This is a genomic window from Microcoleus sp. Pol10D4, assembly GCF_036701555.1.
GTDB lineage: Bacteria > Cyanobacteriota > Cyanobacteriia > Cyanobacteriales > Microcoleaceae > Microcoleus.
Genome location: NZ_JAUBRA010000017.1, coordinates 23791 through 42513, shown reverse-complemented (window position 1 = coordinate 42513; position 18723 = coordinate 23791). Strand labels below are relative to the sequence as shown.

Annotated in this window: 21 protein-coding genes and 1 pseudogene; 11 read left to right on the top strand and 11 right to left on the bottom strand. The window is 44.5% G+C overall.

Annotated features, from left to right (window positions below; genetic code table 11):
• Positions 1 to 294 precede the first annotated feature (294 nt).
• The gene (locus QUA36_RS11515; RefSeq protein ID WP_333457475.1) at positions 295 to 984 is read left to right on the top strand and encodes a CPBP family intramembrane glutamic endopeptidase; all 690 of its coding nucleotides are present in this window, start codon (positions 295 to 297) and stop codon (positions 982 to 984) included.
• A 138-nt stretch (positions 985 to 1122) separates the two neighbouring features.
• Here the strand turns inward: QUA36_RS11515 and QUA36_RS11510 are convergent, their stop codons facing one another.
• Entirely contained in the window at positions 1123 to 1419 is a 297-nt protein-coding gene (locus QUA36_RS11510) for a hypothetical protein (protein WP_333455215.1), read from the bottom strand.
• 1134 nt (positions 1420 to 2553) lie between these two features.
• Between QUA36_RS11510 and QUA36_RS11505 the strand changes: the two genes are divergently transcribed.
• The 7 genes from QUA36_RS11505 to QUA36_RS11475 all read left to right on the top strand — a co-directional run bounded on the left by QUA36_RS11505 (position 2554) and on the right by QUA36_RS11475 (position 8191).
• Entirely contained in the window at positions 2554 to 3717 is a 1164-nt protein-coding gene (locus QUA36_RS11505; RefSeq protein ID WP_333457473.1) for a glycosyltransferase family 4 protein, read from the top strand.
• Between the two features lie 195 nt (positions 3718 to 3912).
• Positions 3913 to 4101, top strand: a complete 189-nt coding sequence (locus QUA36_RS11500; protein ID WP_333168605.1) for a hypothetical protein — start codon at positions 3913 to 3915, stop codon at positions 4099 to 4101.
• A gap of 70 nt (positions 4102 to 4171) precedes the next feature.
• Positions 4172 to 4477 carry a hypothetical protein gene (locus tag QUA36_RS11495; RefSeq protein ID WP_333168606.1) on the top strand — a complete coding sequence of 102 codons (306 nt, stop codon included), beginning with the start codon at positions 4172 to 4174 and terminating at the stop codon, positions 4475 to 4477.
• 114 nt (positions 4478 to 4591) lie between these two features.
• Positions 4592 to 4834, top strand: coding sequence for a hypothetical protein (locus tag QUA36_RS11490; protein WP_333168607.1), 243 nt, complete (start codon positions 4592 to 4594; stop codon positions 4832 to 4834).
• A gap of 103 nt (positions 4835 to 4937) precedes the next feature.
• A complete protein-coding gene (locus QUA36_RS11485; protein WP_333457471.1) occupies positions 4938 to 6308 on the top strand; it encodes an O-antigen ligase domain-containing protein in 1371 nt (456 codons plus the stop codon).
• A gap of 443 nt (positions 6309 to 6751) precedes the next feature.
• Positions 6752 to 7546, top strand: coding sequence for a WecB/TagA/CpsF family glycosyltransferase (locus QUA36_RS11480; protein WP_333457469.1), 795 nt, complete (start codon positions 6752 to 6754; stop codon positions 7544 to 7546).
• Between the two features lie 201 nt (positions 7547 to 7747).
• On the top strand, positions 7748 to 8191 hold the full coding sequence (locus QUA36_RS11475) for a DUF4079 domain-containing protein (RefSeq protein WP_333168611.1): 444 nt from the start codon (positions 7748 to 7750) through the stop codon (positions 8189 to 8191).
• 92 nt (positions 8192 to 8283) lie between these two features.
• On the opposite strand, the gene QUA36_RS11470 is transcribed toward QUA36_RS11475, so the two are convergent.
• Positions 8284 to 9192 (bottom strand): alpha/beta hydrolase, encoded by a 909-nt coding sequence (locus tag QUA36_RS11470; RefSeq protein ID WP_333457467.1) that lies wholly within the window; start codon positions 9190 to 9192, stop codon positions 8284 to 8286.
• A 40-nt stretch (positions 9193 to 9232) separates the two neighbouring features.
• Here QUA36_RS11470 and QUA36_RS11465 point away from each other — a divergent pair, with 40 nt between their 5' ends.
• On the top strand, positions 9233 to 9394 hold the full coding sequence (locus tag QUA36_RS11465; RefSeq protein WP_333457465.1) for a hypothetical protein: 162 nt from the start codon (positions 9233 to 9235) through the stop codon (positions 9392 to 9394).
• A 169-nt stretch (positions 9395 to 9563) separates the two neighbouring features.
• On the opposite strand, the gene ubiG is transcribed toward QUA36_RS11465, so the two are convergent.
• Positions 9564 to 10409: a bifunctional 2-polyprenyl-6-hydroxyphenol methylase/3-demethylubiquinol 3-O-methyltransferase UbiG gene (gene ubiG / locus QUA36_RS11460; protein WP_333457463.1), complete on the bottom strand. Its 846-nt coding sequence runs from the start codon at positions 10407 to 10409 to the stop codon at positions 9564 to 9566.
• A 320-nt stretch (positions 10410 to 10729) separates the two neighbouring features.
• Between ubiG and QUA36_RS11455 the strand changes: the two genes are divergently transcribed.
• On the top strand, positions 10730 to 11461 hold the full coding sequence (locus tag QUA36_RS11455; protein ID WP_333455267.1) for a TIGR04283 family arsenosugar biosynthesis glycosyltransferase: 732 nt from the start codon (positions 10730 to 10732) through the stop codon (positions 11459 to 11461).
• A 14-nt stretch (positions 11462 to 11475) separates the two neighbouring features.
• On the opposite strand, the gene QUA36_RS11450 is transcribed toward QUA36_RS11455, so the two are convergent.
• The 5 genes from QUA36_RS11450 to QUA36_RS11430 form a co-directional block, all read right to left on the bottom strand.
• Positions 11476 to 12252, bottom strand: a complete 777-nt coding sequence (locus QUA36_RS11450) for an acyltransferase family protein (protein WP_333168518.1) — start codon at positions 12250 to 12252, stop codon at positions 11476 to 11478.
• 2 nt (positions 12253 to 12254) lie between these two features.
• Positions 12255 to 12464 carry a hypothetical protein gene (locus tag QUA36_RS11445; RefSeq protein ID WP_333457525.1) on the bottom strand — a complete coding sequence of 70 codons (210 nt, stop codon included), beginning with the start codon at positions 12462 to 12464 and terminating at the stop codon, positions 12255 to 12257.
• 295 nt (positions 12465 to 12759) lie between these two features.
• A complete protein-coding gene (locus tag QUA36_RS11440) occupies positions 12760 to 13446 on the bottom strand; it encodes a DivIVA domain-containing protein (protein ID WP_333168520.1) in 687 nt (228 codons plus the stop codon).
• Entirely contained in the window at positions 13329 to 13907 is a 579-nt protein-coding gene (coaD, locus tag QUA36_RS11435; protein ID WP_333457461.1) for a pantetheine-phosphate adenylyltransferase, read from the bottom strand. Before coaD ends, QUA36_RS11440 begins: the two co-directional genes overlap by 118 nt.
• A 159-nt stretch (positions 13908 to 14066) precedes the next feature.
• Positions 14067 to 14894 carry a M15 family metallopeptidase gene (locus tag QUA36_RS11430; protein WP_333457459.1) on the bottom strand — a complete coding sequence of 276 codons (828 nt, stop codon included), beginning with the start codon at positions 14892 to 14894 and terminating at the stop codon, positions 14067 to 14069.
• A 55-nt stretch (positions 14895 to 14949) separates the two neighbouring features.
• Between QUA36_RS11430 and QUA36_RS11425 the strand changes: the two genes are divergently transcribed.
• Positions 14950 to 15093: a hypothetical protein gene (locus QUA36_RS11425; protein WP_333457457.1), complete on the top strand. Its 144-nt coding sequence runs from the start codon at positions 14950 to 14952 to the stop codon at positions 15091 to 15093.
• A gap of 421 nt (positions 15094 to 15514) precedes the next feature.
• On the opposite strand, the gene QUA36_RS11415 is transcribed toward QUA36_RS11425, so the two are convergent.
• The 3 genes and pseudogenes from QUA36_RS11415 to QUA36_RS11405 form a co-directional block, all read right to left on the bottom strand.
• On the bottom strand, positions 15515 to 17695 hold the full coding sequence (locus tag QUA36_RS11415) for a pentapeptide repeat-containing protein (protein WP_333457455.1): 2181 nt from the start codon (positions 17693 to 17695) through the stop codon (positions 15515 to 15517).
• Positions 17696 to 17753: 58 nt separating this feature from the next.
• Positions 17754 to 18122 (bottom strand): transcriptional regulator, encoded by a 369-nt coding sequence (locus tag QUA36_RS11410; protein ID WP_333457453.1) that lies wholly within the window; start codon positions 18120 to 18122, stop codon positions 17754 to 17756.
• Positions 18115 to 18481, bottom strand: a pseudogene (locus tag QUA36_RS11405) (type II toxin-antitoxin system RelE/ParE family toxin). The gene QUA36_RS11410 and the pseudogene QUA36_RS11405 overlap by 8 nt, the downstream one beginning before the upstream one ends.
• Positions 18482 to 18723 lie beyond the last annotated feature (242 nt).

The following is an 18723-nucleotide window of genomic DNA, read 5'->3' as shown; positions in this document are numbered from 1 at the left end:
ATTATCAACTTGTGCTTGCATAAATACTTAGTTCTAATCAAAACTGCTTTAGCAGCGGAGTCTTCAATTTTGTGCAACTGCATATTTTTGGTTGCAACAAATAAGCGCCACTTTTATAAGTGGCACAAAACTCATACCATTTTAAATTTTAGATTAAACACTTGGGAATGGCTGACTGCATAAGGGTTTTGAACACTGGCATACAGTTGCATTTTTTTTTATTGGTATCACCTGTGCGCCGCTGCCAAGCTTTTACCTTTGATATCAATCCAATTTTCAAATAAAGCGTGCAAAATGCTGGATATCGGCGATCGCAAAACAGCACTATTGGCTCTAACACTACTTGTCCCTGCGGCTAGTATCGGTATCATAGCAGCCTTGTATATTGCCCCTGGAAGCTGGGGAAAAACACTGTCAGTCTTCTGTCAACTTTGGTTGCTGGTTTTTCCGATCGCATGGTCTGTTTTTGTCGATCGCGAAAAGCTCAGTTTATCCCTGCCCAAGCGGCAAGAATTGCTGGCTGGATCTATTTGGGGAATATTCATGTTTGCGATGATTCTAGGTATCTATCGGCTTTTCGGCCAACACTGGATCGATCCTGTAGTTGCTAAAGAAAAATCGCACCAATTAGGTATTAGCAGCCCTACTATTTACTTGATTGTAGAAGCATATTTTGTGCTAGTTAACTCACTGATTGAAGAATTTACTTGGCGGTGGTTTGTCTGCAACAAGTGCCAGATTCTCATACCGGGTACAAAAGCAATATTTCTGAGTTCGCTATTTTTCACGCTCCACCACATTTTTGTAATAGCAGCTTACAGCGACTGGCAGGCTGTTATCTTAGGTTCCTTAGCTGTCTTCGCCGCCGGGATAACTTGGTCGCATTCTTATCTAACTTACCGTTCGCTGTGGTCGAGTTATATCAGCCACGCGATCGCAGATTTAGCCCTAGCAACTATTGGTTGGCAAATCCTCTTTAACTAGCTGCTTTTTCAGCGACTATCGCCTGCAATTCTACAGTAACAATTGACCCTTTTCCCCACTCTCTCTCCTGACTAATATCTTCCCTCATCATCGGGGCGGCATGGCACTGCCACAGGCGATAATGTACCCTGATAAATTTTAAGCTTCGGCAAGGTATATGTGGCTGTAGCTGCGGTTAATGCCAACTAGCAGCGACAAGTGTTTGCTGGCATTCATGCTGATTCTACTGGGCTCTTGACTGATGCTGTGCAATAATCGAACGTTCATATCTTCCCAGCGGAAGATGCTTTCCGTTAAGACATCTGCTTTTAATTCTAGGTTTGGTTTTGCTGGCGATCGCATAATTTTAGCTGCATGAAAACTGGCCCACATATCGCTACAAGCATCGGCAGCCGGGCCTCCAAGATCACACCGATTGTCATCTGGAATTGCCAACTTAGGAAAAATTATGCTTTCATAACATCCAATTTTTTGTAGGCGAAATCGTTTGATACATACCACGAAGCTGCTGCTACTGCTTAGGAGTCAAAGTTTGTACGATATAGGCCGATCCCCCTTGAGTATTCCTTTGATCTTTATAGGGTCATTTGATAAGTTGCTGCTCAAGTTTTATTACGGTAATTACTTAGACAGGAATTGGGCAGGAACGCTACATATACTCTGCCCCGCAGTGGCAGTCTCTTGTGGGAAAATTTTCAGGCGATCGCCTTTTATTAACACCTTTAAAACTCAGGCAGCTAATTAAATTTATATCGGTGAAGCTCTATGTTATGTAGCACTATTGGGAAACCTATTTTTTCAAACAGTGGACGCCTCAACCATCTTTTTTCATGAACATACGACAATTAAGGGGGAGGGATATCTCTTAAAAAACAGGGTTTCTCGCTTCATTCCCGCGTCCACAACGGTGATTCGCGCGATCGCGCCCCTGCTGGTATTTGAGAAAACCACCATCTCTGAATCTTGACCAAATAGGATATTGTATCAAGCAATACCGACAGCACAGTTACCAAAAAACCACAGCGACTGATTGTATTTAGCTCTGTTGGTTCAATGAGGCAATCAACATCCTCAAGGTAAGAATTCCCCTCTTGAATCGAGTATAAAATTTTGCCAAAAACGGTGTCTATCTACTGCATATTGTTGCTTATGCTACCTTTCTCCCCACATTAAAAGTTGGCTGATATTCGGTTTACCGTACATCCCTGTCTGTTGGATCGTAAATGATGTTATCTTCAACCGAGGGTGTTGTCTAGCTTAGTGTTTGTCGCGAACAAAGCTCCTATTTGATGAGGTATCTATCTTCAGGAGGAACTTTAGCTGACCTGAAAATTATCCCTCCAGGAACTGTTTTGCGAGCACATCAATCCTTATTATCAATGCAACGACATTCAAGTTTTGGCAGATAGATATTGGGGTGTTGCGAACAGTCGTTCGATGGGTTGGATTCTATGTAAACACCAGGAAAGCGGTAATGAATATTCACCCGCCCCTCTTTCCTTTTCGGCTCTAACATCAGCGCTGGTAGCAGCGCCGAAAGCGAGTTAAAGTCTTCAGCGGGAGTTAAAAATGAAAATCACCTTTGTTCTTCCTACTCTGTCTCTGACTGGTGGAATACGAGTAATATCTATTTTCGCAGAACTTTTGAGAAAGCGAGGACACTCAGTGTTCGTCATCTCTGTACCCCTTCCCCAGCCGAGTATTCGCAAGCAAGTCAAGTCGCTGCTGCGGGGAGGGGGTTGGATTTCCCCACCTGAAAATGAACCCTCATTTTTCGATAACTTAGGTGTAGAACACAAAATTACCGATCGCTACCGCCCCGTAGAAGACAAAGATGTACCTGACGCTGACGTAGTAGTTGCCACCTGGTGGGAAACCGCCGAGTGGGTAGCCAAACTCTCTCCTAGCAAAGGAGCAAAAGCTTATTTTATCCAGCACCACGAAATTTTTGACTATCTACCTCAAGGAAGAGTAGAAGCAACTTGGATGCTGCCAATGCACAAAATTACGATCTCTGAGTGGTTAGTTGAGCTAGCTCGGACTAAATATGGCGATGACCAAGTTTCCTTAGCTCCTCCTAGCGTGGACACCAAACAATTTTACGCCTGTCCTCGCAACAAACAATCGGTTCCTACAGTTGGCCTAATGTACTCTACAATCTACTGGAAAGGAACCGACATCGCCCTCAAAGCTTTTTCCCTAGCAGCCGAAAAGATCCCCAACTTGCGTCTGGTTGCCTTCGGTGTAGATGCCCCATCCTCGGAATTGCCCCTACCGGCCAATGCCGAGTATGTAATTCAACCCGACCAAGACAAAATCAAAGACTATTACAGCAAATGCGATGCATGGCTGCTGGCGAGCCGCTCAGAAGGCTTCGGCTTGCCAATTATCGAAGCGATGGCGTGCCGCACTCCCGTCATCAGTACCCCAGCAGGTGCTGCTCCTGAAATTTTGAGCGGCGGTACTGGCCTACTTGTAAGACCAGAAGATCCTCAAGAAATGGCAAAAGCCATAGAGTCTATCTGTCAGTTGCCAAATTCCAAGTGGCAAGCCATGTCTGAAGCCGCCTATGCCAAGGTAAACAATTATACTTGGGAAGATGCCACGGATCATTTTGAAGCGGCATTGGAAGTTGCTGTAGACAAATCTAAAAACCGCGAGGTTAACATAGATTGCTTTTCTCCCTACTATGTGGAGGAAAAAGTGGAGGAAAAAATTCTGGTTGGATGCTAAGTGCCGCGCTGCCATTTGAAATTCGGCGCTACGGGCGTTTTCGGCGCGGGATTCTGGGGAGAAACTCAATATCGTTTGGTGGAGTTCTTCTCTATGCCCCTGCCGCAACCGACTTTGCTCCAACAATTGTGATCGCTGCTGAGGGATAGGGGTTGGGAGTCCGCTCCCAAGACACAAAAGTCTCACTTTGACAAAGTGGATGTCGAAAGTCGAGTTATCGAAACCAACCGTCCAATTACTGATCTTGACGTACCTGATGCCGATATTGTCATGGCTACTTGGTGGGAAACTGCCGAGTGGGTGGCAAAACTCTCTCCCAGCAAAGGAAGGAAAGTATATTTTCTCCAACATTATGAGGCTTTTGACTACGTACCAAAAGGTTGAGTAGAGGCAACTTGGCGACTGCTGATGCACAAAATCGCTGTGGCCCAGTGGCTGGCAGAAATAGCTCGGAATGAATAATGAATACGGCGATTTGTCTGTATCTCTCGTCCCTCCTACGGTGGACACCAAACAGTTTTACGACCCCCAGTCGCGAGCCAAGCAGCCGCGAGGCAAGCAATTAGTTCCTACAGTCGCGATGTACTATACTACAACTCCTTGGAAAGGCTGCGATATTGCCCTGAAAGCTTTGTCTATAGCTGCTAAACAAATTCCTAACCTTCGTTTAGTTGCATTTAGTTCTGGCCACGATAGTCTTCTTCCCACTTTGCTGCCTGATGGCACTGAGTATAATAAGGCACTACTCAAGACCAACTAAAAGAATTTTACAGCAAATGCGATGCTTGGCTGTTTTCCAGCAGATCCGAAGGCTTCGGCTTGCTAATTTTAGAAGCTATGCCTTGTGGGACTCCAGTCATCGGCACTCCTGCCGGTGCGTGCGGCTCCGGAACTAATTGCTGGCGGGGGTGGCATACTTTTCAAGCCAGAAGACCCAGAGGATATGGTAAAAGCGATCGAGCAGATTTGTCAGTTGTCTGATGCCGAATGGCGCGCAATGTCCGAGACTGCTTTGGCAACGGTGATAAATTATACTTGGGAGGATGCAACTAATCTCTTCGAGGCGGCACTCTACACTGCTTTGGAACGTCAGGCACAATTAACGAACAAGACGTAAAATTGAGGTTGATTTAAAAGATTGGGGTTGGGCGATCGTTTAAGCGACAATTTTTATCTGGCAATTTGAGTTGTCTTTCTACAATTTTACTGCAAAAAAACCTATGGTTGCATTAATCCCACTGGCTATGTTCGGCTTTATTCCAGTCGTTTTTTACCTGTTTGTGAGGTTTCCGGCTCAGCGGGCGGTAATTATAAGTTTTGTAGCAGCGTGGCTTTTTTTACCGCAAGCTTCTTATCCCATCCCCTCATTGCCACCGTATACCAAAATCTCTGCCGCTTGCTACGGCATTTTGCTGGGGACTCTTATCTACGATACTGCGCGCCTCACCTCTTTTAAGCCCGGTTGGCTGGACGTGCCAATGGTAATTTACTGTTTGTGTCCAATTGTTTCACAAGTTAGTAATGGCGGCAGCCCGATTTCTCCGACTGTCAACCAAATCGTTACTTGGGGTCTGCCTTATTTTTTAGGACGCTTGTATGTGGGTAATTTAGAAGGGCTGCGACAATTGGCGATCGGGATTTTTGCAGGTGGGTTAGCCTACATTCCTTTTACTTTAGTTGAAGGGGTTAAGGGCCCAATTCTGCACCAAATGATTTACGGCGTCAATGCCTTTGATGACTGGGGTCAAGCAAGGCGTATGGGGGGGTGGAGACCAGTAGTGTTTATGCAGCACGGTTTGATGGTTGGCCTGTGGATGATGACAGCCGCCTTAATTGCTGTTTGGCTTTGGCAAACTGGAACGCTTAAAAAGTTTATGGGCCGTAACATCAAGACTTTAGCAATTATATTAACTATCGCTTTTTTCCTGTGTCGTTCTACTGGCGCCTACAGTTTATTTGGAATAGCATTGCTCATATTATTCTGTGCCAAGTTGTTCCGCACCTCTTTGCCCTTGCTCTTGATAATTGGATATATAGTGTTTTATCTGTACATAGCTGCATCGGGTCAATTTTCGAGCGAAGACGTGATTGGATTCATCACTCAAGTATTTGGCGAAGAACGAGCCTCCTCTTTGAAGTTTAGATTTGACAATGAAGAGATATTGGGGGAAAAAGCGCGGCAAAGATTTCTTTTTGGCTGGGGGGATTCCGGCGGAAACCGCGTGTATAACGAGTGGGGTAAAGATATCTCGGTCACCGACAGCTTATGGATTATTGCATTTGGCGTCAACGGTCTAGTCGGTTTAGTTAGTTTATTTTCTTCATTGTTACTTCCTGTTATCGTCTTTTGCGTGTTCAAGTATCCCGCCAGAACCTGGTCTAATCCCAAAGTAGCACCTGCTGCCACCCTGGGAGTAGCCTTAACTATGTACGTGTTTGACTGTGTTTTGAATGCTATGACTAACCCGATTTTTGCGCTGATTGCTGGAGGAATATCCGGTCTGGTCTTAAAAGCTCCAGAAAGTCTTAAGGCTAAGAAAACCAGTTCGCCACCAAGAAGACAGTCGCTGGTTCACCAAAAATCAGGATAATTTTCAGGAATGCGATCGCTGCTTCATTCACTTCAAGCTTGAGACTATCTTGCCTTCCCTGGAGACAAAAACTAAAAAATCTACCTCTTTTGGATGAAATCCAGCTCGGAAGTTGCGAGATATTTGTCACTAGGTTAAAATTTTAACTTCATAAACTATTTTTTACATTCATTTGCAATGCTTCAAGTATTAGCACTGGATGGCTTTTTTCTTGAAACTGTGTTGCCAGTTATAAGCTTAAAAATGGGCTTTATACACTTTTTCTAAAACGAGCTGATTCTTTACATAATCTTTAAAAATCCTCACTAGACAGGCAGGGTGTAGGAGGATATACTGAGAAAAGTATGTTCACGGAAGCACCCACGTAGTTAAAACACGAAACTGAATTGTGGGTTATAATAGTTTGAGTTGTAGTTTAATATAAAGCAGGAAGGACATCATAAATGAAAACAGTTAATTTATTGAATGTCTCGATAGATAACTTTTCAATCACAGAGTTGTTTGAAAAACTCGACGGCGAAGGTGGTGTCGTATTTACACCCAATGTAGACCACTTGATTAAGTTGCAGTATGATCGCGACTTCTATGAAGCTTACAATACATCTACTTATAGAGTCTGCGACAGTCAAATATTGATGTATGCCTCTAAGTTTTTGGGTACTCCTCTCAAAGAAAAAATTTCTGGTTCTGATTTGTTCCCTGCATTTTATATGTATCACAAAGATAACGAGAAGATTAAAATATTTTTGCTAGGAGCTGCTGAAGGTATTGCTAGGAAAGCCCAGGAAAAAATCAACCAAAAAATTGGTAGAGAAATAGTGGTTGAAGCACTTTCTCCTTCTTTTGGCTTTGAAAAAAATGAGGAAGAATGTGAAACAATAATTGACGCGATCAATAAATCAGGAGCGACTGTTCTAGCGATAGGAGTGGGAGCTCCCAAGCAAGAGAAGTGGCTGGTTAAATACAGGAGCAAATTAACACACGTCAAAATTTTCTTAGCCGTAGGTGCAACCATTGATTTTGAAGCTGGTTGCAAAGCCAGAGCCCCCAAATGGATGAGCGAAGTCGGCATAGAATGGGCGTACAGACTGTTAAGTGAACCGAGAAGGTTGTGGAAAAGATATTTGATTGAAGGTCTGCCTTTTTTCCGGTTAATCTTAGAACAAAAATTAGGGTTTTATAAAATGCCTTTCATGGAGAGCAAAACCAGCCAGCTAGAATGGAAAGGTGGCTCCTAAAAAGGTGAGCCACAAATCTCTAGCGTAAATTAAGCTGAGTATCGGAGAAAGTGGGTTTGACTTCAAAGTAAGACTGATGCAATCTGTGGATAGTCCGATCGCACATCGCACTTTCTCTCAAAATAATTCATTTTTGCTTTCAAGTCCAGGTAAAATCGGAAAGAAACCTTTTGTGAAAAATCCTAATTAGGGATGCAACCGATGAATCTGCCTTCTTTCTTGTGGTTGTGGAAAATAGCGGCTTGGTCAATGGGTGTTTCCCTGTTGGCTTACCTGTTGCTGGCCGTTACTGGAACGTGGATGTTTGCTACTCGCAGTACCAAACAACCCCGCCCAAAATGGCTGCGTCCCTTTCATTTAGCCACTGGTGCGGGGATGGCAACTTTGGTAATTTTACTGCTGGGAATTGGTGTAGTCGGTACGCTAGGATACTACGGCAATTTGGGTCACTCGGCTCATTTACCGGCGGGGTTAGCTGTTGTGGCTTTGGTGTTGGTTTCTGTTGGAAGCGGGCTGCAAATTGGCCCTAAACATCCTTGGGCCCGCCCCCTCCACATCGGCACTAATTTGGCTTTGTTTGGGGGATTTGTGACTGTGTTGATCACAGGATGGACGATCGTACAAAAGTATTTGCCGAAAGTTTGAAACCTGTCTATTTGACCTCAAACTATACCAAATATCCAAGGGAAAACATATATATAACATATATATAAGGTGCGCCGCCGCGCACCCTAGGTTTAATTTTTTTGCGTGAGTCCGCTTTTCGTGATGAATTCTAAAATATGTTGCGCGGTAATCTGTGGCTTTTCTAAGTGGGGAACGTGCCCGCAGTCGGGTATCCAAATTAGTTGAGAATTTGCGATCGCCCTTGCAAACTTTTCCGCATCCGCCGTCCCCAAAATCCGGTCTTGTTTTCCCCACAAAATCAGCGCCTGCTGCTGAATTTGCGATAATTTTTCCCCAAAACCACCGTAACCTCCGCTTTTGGTAAACGCAATTAAAGCTTGATTCCAGTTGGGCATTTCCAAGTGTAAAGCAGCACAAGTTTGAGCGTCTTGAGAAGCCAAATTTTTATCGAAATAAGCATTGACGCTAATTCGCTGGCGAATTTTGGGATTGCGTAAAAATGAAGTTGCCAGATACCCTAAAGGAGGAATTAAAAACTTTCCCTTATTAGAACTGATGGCAAAACCTGCGCTATCTATTAACACTAATTGTTTTACAGCTTCTGGATAATTGAGAGTGAAATCAATTGCTGCTGCACCTCCCATTGAAGCACCGACTAAGATTACAGGCTGCGAAATTAGCGTTTTCCAAAAATAGTAAAGGTGACTTTCAATTGCCCTCGCGCTGAATGCCAAGCCTGCCGCTCTTTCTGTAAACCCGAAACCCAACAAATCAACCGCCCAAGTTTCATTTTCGGCAGCTAGCAGTGGCAACAGGCGGCGGAATTCAAACAAGGAACTGTCGAAGCCGTGAATTAGCAAAATTGGTGTATTGCCACTGCCTTGGCGCACGTAGGTTGTAGCAATTGGCCCAGAAGATAGGGGAGTTGTAATTGCCTCCCGTTGAATGCTTTGGGCTAAGGCAATTGAGGTAGATTCTGTGAGTTGTGCGATCGATTTTGGCAGAAAACTTGCTGGCATAATTCTTGATAAATTGTGAATCGGTAGGGGCGATGCCACTATGTCCGCCCTAACATTTAAGTATATATGCTTGCTCGATCGCTATTTTAAGAGTTGGGGCGAGTCATTAAAATTCGATCGATACTCAGTATCCCTCAGCCCAGGCTTAGGTTTGTCGTGCGATCGCCAATATAGCAATTCTCAATTGCCCGCAATACAGTAAGGATACGGCGCAGTGCCTACGGAATATGTGTATTGCACTCAACAGGATAAGGTGTACCGCTGCGTGCGTACCCTAAAAAATGCAATAGAGGCGGGTTTTAGCCGGATTTGTCGATCGCAACAACCAGTCTAAAACCCGCCCCTAATGACAACAGTCAACAATTAACCGACTAATTCTTCGCCCCTACGCCAACATACATAATCGACGTATCCTCATTGATTTGGATTTTAAACAACCCAGACTTTTTGTAATCAATATAGTTAGCGAAATTAACTGTTAAAAGTTGAGCCGCTTGTTTGAAAACTGCCCTGGAAGGAAATAGCTGCTTTCCACTTGTAAGATTTCCCCAAAAACCGTGTAGCTGGGCTAAAATAGCGCCCATTTCTCCAAACATATCAAAACCTTTAATTTCAATCTTGCCAAAACCCGTATCGCGCATTACCAAAGACAGTTCATCCGGGGTAACAAACTTTTCCCAATCGTGAACGCCCCGCCTAATTTCCTGCAAAATATTTTCCATCAGCCCAATCATCACAACTTGCGAGGAAAAAGTTCGGTTGATTGTGTCAAAAAAGAACAATCCCCCAGGCTTAAGAATTCTGTGAACCTCTGACACAACTTTTTTGTAATCGGCCACGTGTTCCAAAACATCCACGCAGATTACAACATCAAAGGTATTGTCAGGGTAGGGCATATTCTCGGCAAAACCTTGCCTGTAGTCAATCTCAAATCCGCTGGTAACTGCGTGATTTTGAGCAGCTACAATACATTTGTCCGATCGATCAATTCCAGAAACAATAGCGCCTCTCTCGGCCATAAACTCGCAAGAAAAGCCACCGCCGCACCCGACATCTAAGGTTTTCAGCCCTTGCCAATTAGTCGCGTGTCTGTCGAAAAACTCAAATCTGGGTTTGTTTAGATGGTATAAGGCATAAATTTTAGCATTTTCGTCCCACCAATTATCGGCATTTTCCTCATAAAACTCTAAATCATTTTTTACTTCTGTTTTCTGCACGATTTTCTTAGTCCTGATTAGTGGGAATATAGAGGGCGATTGCACTTTGGGCTTATTTTATAGAAATGAGACAAACAAACCCGGTTTCTGTGAAAAATCCGAGGTTTCGTGACGAGTTCGCAGGCAGACACCGAGTTTCTGAATACGCGCGCGTAAGTTCTATTTTATCGTTAGTTGTGAATCGCCACAGTTTTTTATTATAATAAGTAAATGGACAGAATTAATTACACACTGATTCTTTGCTAGACAAGGCTTGTAGCCCATAGTTTTGTGTAATTAATTGTGTCCTACTACTTATCTCTGGCATAAATTTCAACCAGATGGCTCGCGTTTCTATTATCATCCCAGCCCTCAACGAAGCGAATTGTCTGGAACGCACCCTCCGCCAACTCAGCATCCTTAATCCTCCCCCTTGGGAAGTGTTGGTGGTAGACGGCGGCAGTCAAGACGAAACAGTGGCGATCGCACTTTCCGCCGGCATCCGCGTTATTCCTAGCAGTATAGCCGGACGTTCCGTGCAAATGAACTTAGGTGCTCAAGTCGCCACCGGTGAAATTCTGTGCTTTGTCCACGCCGATACTTTAGTTCCCGACGACATTGTAGCAGTCATCCAGAAAACATTGTCCGATGCCGAAATTGCCGGCGGCGGGTTTATCTCCCTCATGGCTGGTTCACAGCAAACAAGATGGGGTTTTTCCGTCCACAATTACCTGAAAACTTATTACGCGCCGCTGTTATTTCGACCTCATTTATTTTTCCAAGGATTGCGCCTGCTGTTTGGCGACCAAGTTATTTTTTGTCGCCGTACCGATTTTTGGGAGTGCGAGGGTTTCGATGCTGCGCTGCCAATTATGGAGGAAGCGGATTTGTGTTTGAAGTTAGTGCGACGCGGGAGACTTAAGTTAGTCAATCGGGTAGTGGAAAGTAGCGATCGTCGAGTTGCGAGTTGGGGCGAATTTAAAGCTATTGCGATCTATCTTTCGATTGGTTTTTTGTGGGGTTTTGGCGTTTCCCCAAGGTATCTCAAGCAGTTTTATGAAGACATCCGCTGAAACATTAAATTTGATTAAATTCCCAAAATGTACGACCTGTAACTTTTGGGCAAATCTTTTTCCAACAGGTAAATAATCGCGCAACAACCTAACAAAGTCTCCGTAACTAAAAAGCCGAGCTTCAGCAGGGCATTTACCGGATCAATAAACTTATAAAACACTAACAAGGCATATTTCAATACTGTAGAATCCAGGAGATATATAGGGAATGAGTAAGCAGCCAATATTTTGACTAACCCAGATACTCTACTGGGAAGTGCGATACTCTTAGAAAATGCGAGGAGCAATAATACGAAGAAAATTGCGTATCCTTGAGCAGATAGTTTAAAAAACGAGCGGAGAAACCATCCCTCCGAATTAACTCCACTTATTAGGTAATATTCCCAAATGCTCGCTAGATAAAAAAGGAGTGTGGTCCCTAAAATTGGCAATTTTTTCCGTTCGATAACGGGTTGAATTCTGTCATACGATCCGCCCAAAAATAGACCAGTTGAAAATGGTAAAATCCAACTGAAAATCCAGCGCTCCATCAAAGGTAGAGGTACTGATATGTATTGGAAAGCGGTTAAGTAAAAGAAGATTGTAAAAATTGTTTGAATTGTTATGCCCAAAGCCAAAACTTTTCTGGCTTCTAAAAATATTAATTTCACGAGAAGCCACCACCAGCCGTAGCATTGAACAATCACAACGATGAAGTAATAGGGAGGCATCACTGAACCCGTCAAGATATCTCTGAGTAATGAAAGTAAATCAAATTTTTGGATTTCTCCCAACTTATTTAAGATGTACAAAGCTACTGACCAAAACAGATAAGGGGGTATAATTTTGGACAGTTTTTTTTTTTGACTACCAGTGCGGGATTATTTTGATTTTCCAGTTTCTTTGTGAGAAAAAAACCGCTCAATAGTAAAAATGCAGGTACGCAAAATAGTTGAAATGTATCGATCACCACAAATAAAATTCTGTGATCGCGAAATGCCAAGAACCCAGCATGAGTAATCACCACACTGACGATCGCTAAAGCTCCGATCAAATCAAATTCAGCGAACCGATGAGAAACTTTTTGCCTCGTAAAAATTAGATTGTAAAAATTTGAATCCAATTAGGAATTTTTTGTTTGATGAGTAAGATATCATAAAAGGTTATATTTGCTCCTATCTTCACAAAACTTATGTCTGCAAAAATAAGTCTCCGAGTGCTGGGATTGAGGAAGAAAGACTATAGAGACTATTGCGAAAAAAAATCTACCTAAATTAGGTAGACTTTGAGAAATGTTCAAGCAATGAGTTCACTGTTGGCTAACCGTTGTTGTGATGGATGTGCGACGCAGAAACACTATCCAACTGATCGCGCCCGTTGCGGATCACGCGCAGCATATCGCTCAACTTGTGCTCGATATTATCGAGCACTTGGTCGGCATAATCATCGGCTCCGTTTTGAATTTCCTCGCATTCAGCCATCGCCCTGACTCTCATCTCTTCCAATTCCTCCTGAGCCTGGTAGCGAATTTGTTCGACTTCCGCCAGCGTGGCCTGCTGAATTGCCTCACAGTCGAGCAAAACTTGCTGTCGCAACTGATCTGCCTCTATCTTCGCCTGCTGGAGCAGACCCATATCGTTTAAAATTTCTGCTGCTCGCTGTTCTGCTGCTTCTATCACTTCCTGAGCGTAAAGTTCCGCCTCTTGAAGCAAGTCGTCTTTGTGCCGGATGATTGTCTCGGCTTCCTGAAAGGCGATCGGCAAATTTAGCCTCACCAAGTCTAACTGATCGAGCAACTGTTCTTCATCCACCAGAGTGCGTCTGGTCATGGGAATTCGCGGGCTGTCGAGAACAATTTCCTCAAGCCTGTTCAATTCCCGCTGGATGTCTACTCCTGCGGTTCGGGTGGGATCTCCGAAGGCGGCTGTGTTCTGAGGTGGTTCGTTCTCAGTGCCGATGCCGGTACTATCGGGTTCGATGCGAGTTGGTTCCTGCTGGCGTAACATTTGTAAATATCTAGGGCGACGTGTTTCGGAACAAGATGATCTACGGAGCCACCAAACTTGGCTATTTCTTTAACTACACTACTACTTAAAAAGCTGTACTCGTTAGAAGTTGCCAAAAAAACTGTTTCAATTTCACCCAGAAGGGTTTTATTGGTGTGGGCCATCTGGAGTTCCATTTCAAAATCTGTTAATACCCGGAGCCCCCGCAGCAGCACTTTGGCTTGTCGAATCTTAGCATAGTTTACTGTCAAACCCTCAAAACTGTCTACTTCTACATTTGGCAAGTGTTGGGTAGAGCGCCGGATCTGCTCGATCCGTTCCTCTACGGTGAAGAGAGGGGTTTTGCTGGGGTTTCTGACTACGGTAACAATTATTCGATCGAACAGTTTAGATCCCCGCTCGATAATGTCTGCGTGACCGAAGGTAATGGGGTCAAAGCTGCCTGGATAGATTGCAATCACGAGTTTGGCTCAACGGAGTGAGGGGGAGTGGGGGAGTGGGGGAATGGGAGAGTGGGAGAGTGGGAGAGTGGGAGAGTGGGAGAGTGGGAGAGTGGCAAAGCCGGGGATGTGGAAAATCTTCCTTCTTCCTTCTTCCCTCTTCCTTCTTCCTTCTTCCCTCTACTTTTTCATGGAATGAGCTTTGTAGAAAGTTTCGAGGCTTTGCTTGTCGCCCACAAACCGCCAGTGCCAAGGCTCGTAACTGACGCCTTGGCGATTGTTTTTGGGGAAGGACATTTCAAAGCTGAAGGCGACGGCGTTGTCTTCTAACCACTTGAATGCTTCGGTATTTTCAAAACTGGGGCTGAGGTTGTGTTCCGGGGCGCTGCCGTCGCCGATGTCGATCGCGTAACCGGTGTGGTGTTCGCTGTAACCTGGAGGGGCGCTGACTTCGGCTCGCTTGCTGGCGTTTTGCCTGCGTTCGGCTTTCACGTCAAAAAATACGTGCTGTTGGTCTTGCAGGGAGCGAAAGCCGGATATGGGAGCGAAATAGATGCCTGATGCCGCTGCGGCGTTGGCCATTTCCTGATATTTTGCTGCTGCTGAGGAGCGGAGTTTGACGCTACCGTCGGAGGTGACGCTTACCAAGTCTTTGGCTGGTGCTTCTGGGTACGGCAAGTGTCCCAGCAGGTTTTCTGGGATTGCGGGGACTTTTGGAGTGGTAGCTGGACTCGGGACAGACGGAGACGCGGAACTCGTCGGCGCTGGGTTTTGTTGAGTTTGCTCTGCCTGACTGGTGGCTGGGAACAAGTTAAAGTTGAGGTGCAGCCAAATGCTGACCCCACAGGCTAAGGCTGCCAACCCTAGCAGTTTCCAAATCAGCCCTTTTTTCTTGGACTGACTCTGCCCTGCTTCTGGGTATGGGTGGTCTCGCACTGCTTCTGGAATTTCGTCGGCGACAAGCTCCGAGGCTTGCGCGGGTTTTCTTGACAGACTAGCGTTATCCAAGCCAGCTCCACTCCTGCACTTCAATAAGGCTCAACGTTAAAAATTGTAGACCGATATGGGCGATCGAACAGCTACAATTGCCGCTGAGAATATATCATCTCTTTCTGACCTCGCCCCGTCCTATCCGCCAACTCTCGCATTTGTTACTTGGGCCCACAGTCGATCGTCCCTGCGAGGTCGAACTGGTTGGCGCTGGTAGCGCTGGTTTATTTTAAGTGTAATTTGTTACTGTTCGATAAAATCGAACAATTCTGCGATCGACACATCAAACGTCCGGGTCAATTTTAGCAGAGCACCGATGTCAGCCATTGCCATACCCGGCGATCGGGCATAGCTTTTCAGCGTGCTGTAGTGAACGCCCGATCAAGTGGCAATCTCTGTCAGAGTCCAACCGTTCTCGGCAGCCAACTCTCAAATCCGCAACCTCACCAATCCCCTGCTTGACAAAGGGCAGGTATTTGCCTTTGAGTAATTAGATATTAAAGGGCGATCGTCCCCCGGCCTCAGAAACGGAAGAGCAATCACTTTGTTAGACAACCTCTCATTATATTTAATTTATGGTGAAAGAGTGTATTCAGGCTTTTTGAGTAGAGTTTGTTTAGCAAACCCCTTAACTAATTTTATTCGTGAGTAGATCCATCTGGCATAATTGCACCAGTGAGTGTAGCATTTACCAAGTTTGCTCCCCCTATTTTTGCACCTGTTAAGTTAGCACCAGATAAGTCTGCATTTGTTAAGTTTGCTGCACGGAGGTCTGCTGAAATTAGGTCAGCACCACGCAGTTTTGCACCGTATAAATCAGCTTGCCGCAAGTCAGATTCAGTTAAGTCTGCTGTCGTTAGATCGGCACTAACTAATCTTGCATCATTCAAGTTTACCTGCTTCAAATTAGCCCGACTCAAATTACAGCCGTCTAGACTTGCTCCCTGAATTTTTGCCCCACTCAAATTCGCATCTCTCAAATTGGAACTATTCAATTTTGCCGAAATCAAATTAGCATCTTGTAAATTGGCTCCCATCAAGTTAACACTGCTCAATTCCCTACCAGTTAGATCGACATTTGGCAGCGATACATAAGGAGCAATTAAGTAAGCGCCCGCTTTCACGGGATCGAAATCAGTAGGAAATAAAGTTGCTTGATTGTAAATCGATCCTTCAAGTTGAACTCCCTTGAGATTTGCTCGGTCGATGTTGGCTTCTAAAAGGTTAGAATTACTCAGATTTGCATTTGTTAAATCAGCATTTTTCAGGTCTACTTTCCTCAAGTATAGCCCGCTTAAGTTAGCTTCAGCGAGATTGGCAGTTGTGAATTTTGTTTGTTGATTTAGTTTAGCACCGCTGAGGTTTGCACCGTTCAAATCGGCTTCACTAAAATTTGCAGATTCTAGCTTTGATCCTCTTAAGCTTGCTTTGCTTAATTTGGCTTTTTCTAGTTTAGCTGATTGTAAATTAGCCTGAGCGAGGTCGGATCTTGATAAATTAGCCTGATTCAGATTGGCACTGTATAAACTAGCCTGAGAAAGATTGGCATTGACTAAGTTGGCTTGATTCAGATTGGCACTGGATAAATTCGCCTGATCGAGGTTGGCATTGACTAAGTTTGCTTGATTCAGATTGGCACTGGATAAATTAGACTTAGAAAGGTTGACACCGCATAATTTAGATTCGCTAAAATTTGTGCTAGAGAAAGAGCCCTCTCTCATATCTGCTCCCTTCAAAATTGCCCCGCTGAGGCTGATGCTCTGCCAATTAACACCCCTCAAATTAGCTTGACTCAAATTAGCATTACTCAAGTTAACACCAGAAGTTAGAAATTTTCCGCTGAAATCAGCACCAGCTAAATTAATCCCTGTAAAATCTCTTTCTCCCTCACTGTAACGCTGCCAAAACTCCTCAATACTAACAACAGGTTCCAGACATTCCTCAGACTCATCCTCCACATCCTCACAGCTATCCTCTAAAGCAATATCTTCAGCATCCGCCGCCAATCCTTCCAAATACTCCGCTCTATCCAAGTAATCAGAACTCGCTACTAACCGCCTTTCTATCTCCTCCTCATTTAATACTTCGCTGCTGTCAAAGCGCTCAATTAATTGCTTGACAATTTGGCAGTCATTCGTGCGAATTCCCACTTCTTTTTCGGCACTTTGGTCGCTGTTAGTCAGCAAATTATGACTGCCCAACATGGCAAAACTAGAATCACATACTAAAAAGTTTTCGTGAGTTCCCAATAAAGAGAGACTAAATTGATCAGGATATTCGCTTGCTAATTCTTGCAAATCTGCCAAAGCATTGTAGCGCCATCCCTTGCCGATTCTTTGCCGATCTCCCAGATAACCCCACCCAATACTTATCAAACATCCTCGGTTCAAACACTCTCTAAATTTTTGCAGCAATTCATCATTAATGCTGTTACAATTGAGCCAAGGGCAAACAATAATCAGCCGCTCTTGAGCTAGTGATAAAGCTTCCATCAACACAGCACGACTGTTGGGACGATCGCATACTAACTGATACTGAAAGTCTGACTTTGGCTTTTCTGTCTCGGTGTCAAGCTCGATCGGTCGCTCGGCAATGACAGACATATCGCCATTTCCCAAATCACACGGCTGTTGCAGGGACGCAATTTCAGCAGTCAAACTTTCTAGCATTTGCGGTTCAGGGCGATCGTTAAATCTCTGTTCCTGTGCCTCTAACTGCCTCTTAAGTTTGGCTAGATATTTTTTCAGAATAACTTGCTCTTCTTCAAGCTGCAATACTCTCGTGGCTATTGATACTAAATCTAGTTCGGTTTCTGACATAGTGCTCCCCTAAAATCAAAAAAACTTCAAAAGCCATGTTTGGGAAATGGGCGACTCATCAAATATTACCAACTTCCGCCAACTCAGCACCACCAACAGAATCTTCCTCTTCCCCTTTATCCCCTTCATCAACCGCAACAGTCAACTTCAATCCCAGAGCATTCAGCCAACTTGCCAAAGCATAAATTGTCGCAATTCCATTCTGCGACAACAAAACATCTAATTTTTCCAGATGCAATTTAGCATCTTCAGCAGACATATTTGGTTCGCCCAGAGCCTCAAATACATCTCTGAGCGCTTTTCGCATTATTCCTAATTCCAAATCTCCTTCTTCCTCCTCAAGTATCTCTGTGAGGTAAGCCACAGCAAATAAGGGGTCTTTGAGAGATTTAATTTTTAACGGATGGTAAGGTACGCTTTTAGGCATTTTCTCTGCTCCTGTATTCTCTCCAATATTTCTTAGCTGTGCTAATATCTTGCTCTTGAGTGCTTTTATCTGGGCCACACAGCAGAAGCACTATAGTTGTTTCTATTTGTCCAAAATAGACGCGGTAGCCAGGGCCAAAGTCAATCCTAAATTCCCAGACTCCCTCTCCCAGCGATCGAGAATCTCCCAGATTGCCATCGCTAACCCGCTCAAGCCTTTTAACAATCTTGGCTTTGCCTTTAAAGTCAAGGGAGAGATTCCAACCACTCGGAAAAAGGAATTTTGCCATCAGGTATCTGATACTGCTGAATATCTCTCTCGCTGTACTTCCATAAGGTCGATCGTACTTGCACCCTCATCTTAATATCGGCGATCGCCCCCTATCAAAGCTTCTTCACCAGGGCCAACTCAAGATCGCCGATCGAAAGGAACTCTGCCGTCAGGCGTGGTGTAACGCTCAATTTCCCTCGGTTGCGCTTCCATAATCTTGATTCTAGCGACGATCGCACTCCAATCTGGCAGCCGCGCCCGATCGCCCCTTGACTCGATGCGCTACAATTATTAAGAAATCTTTAGTTAGCTCCGTTTAACGTTCCAGACG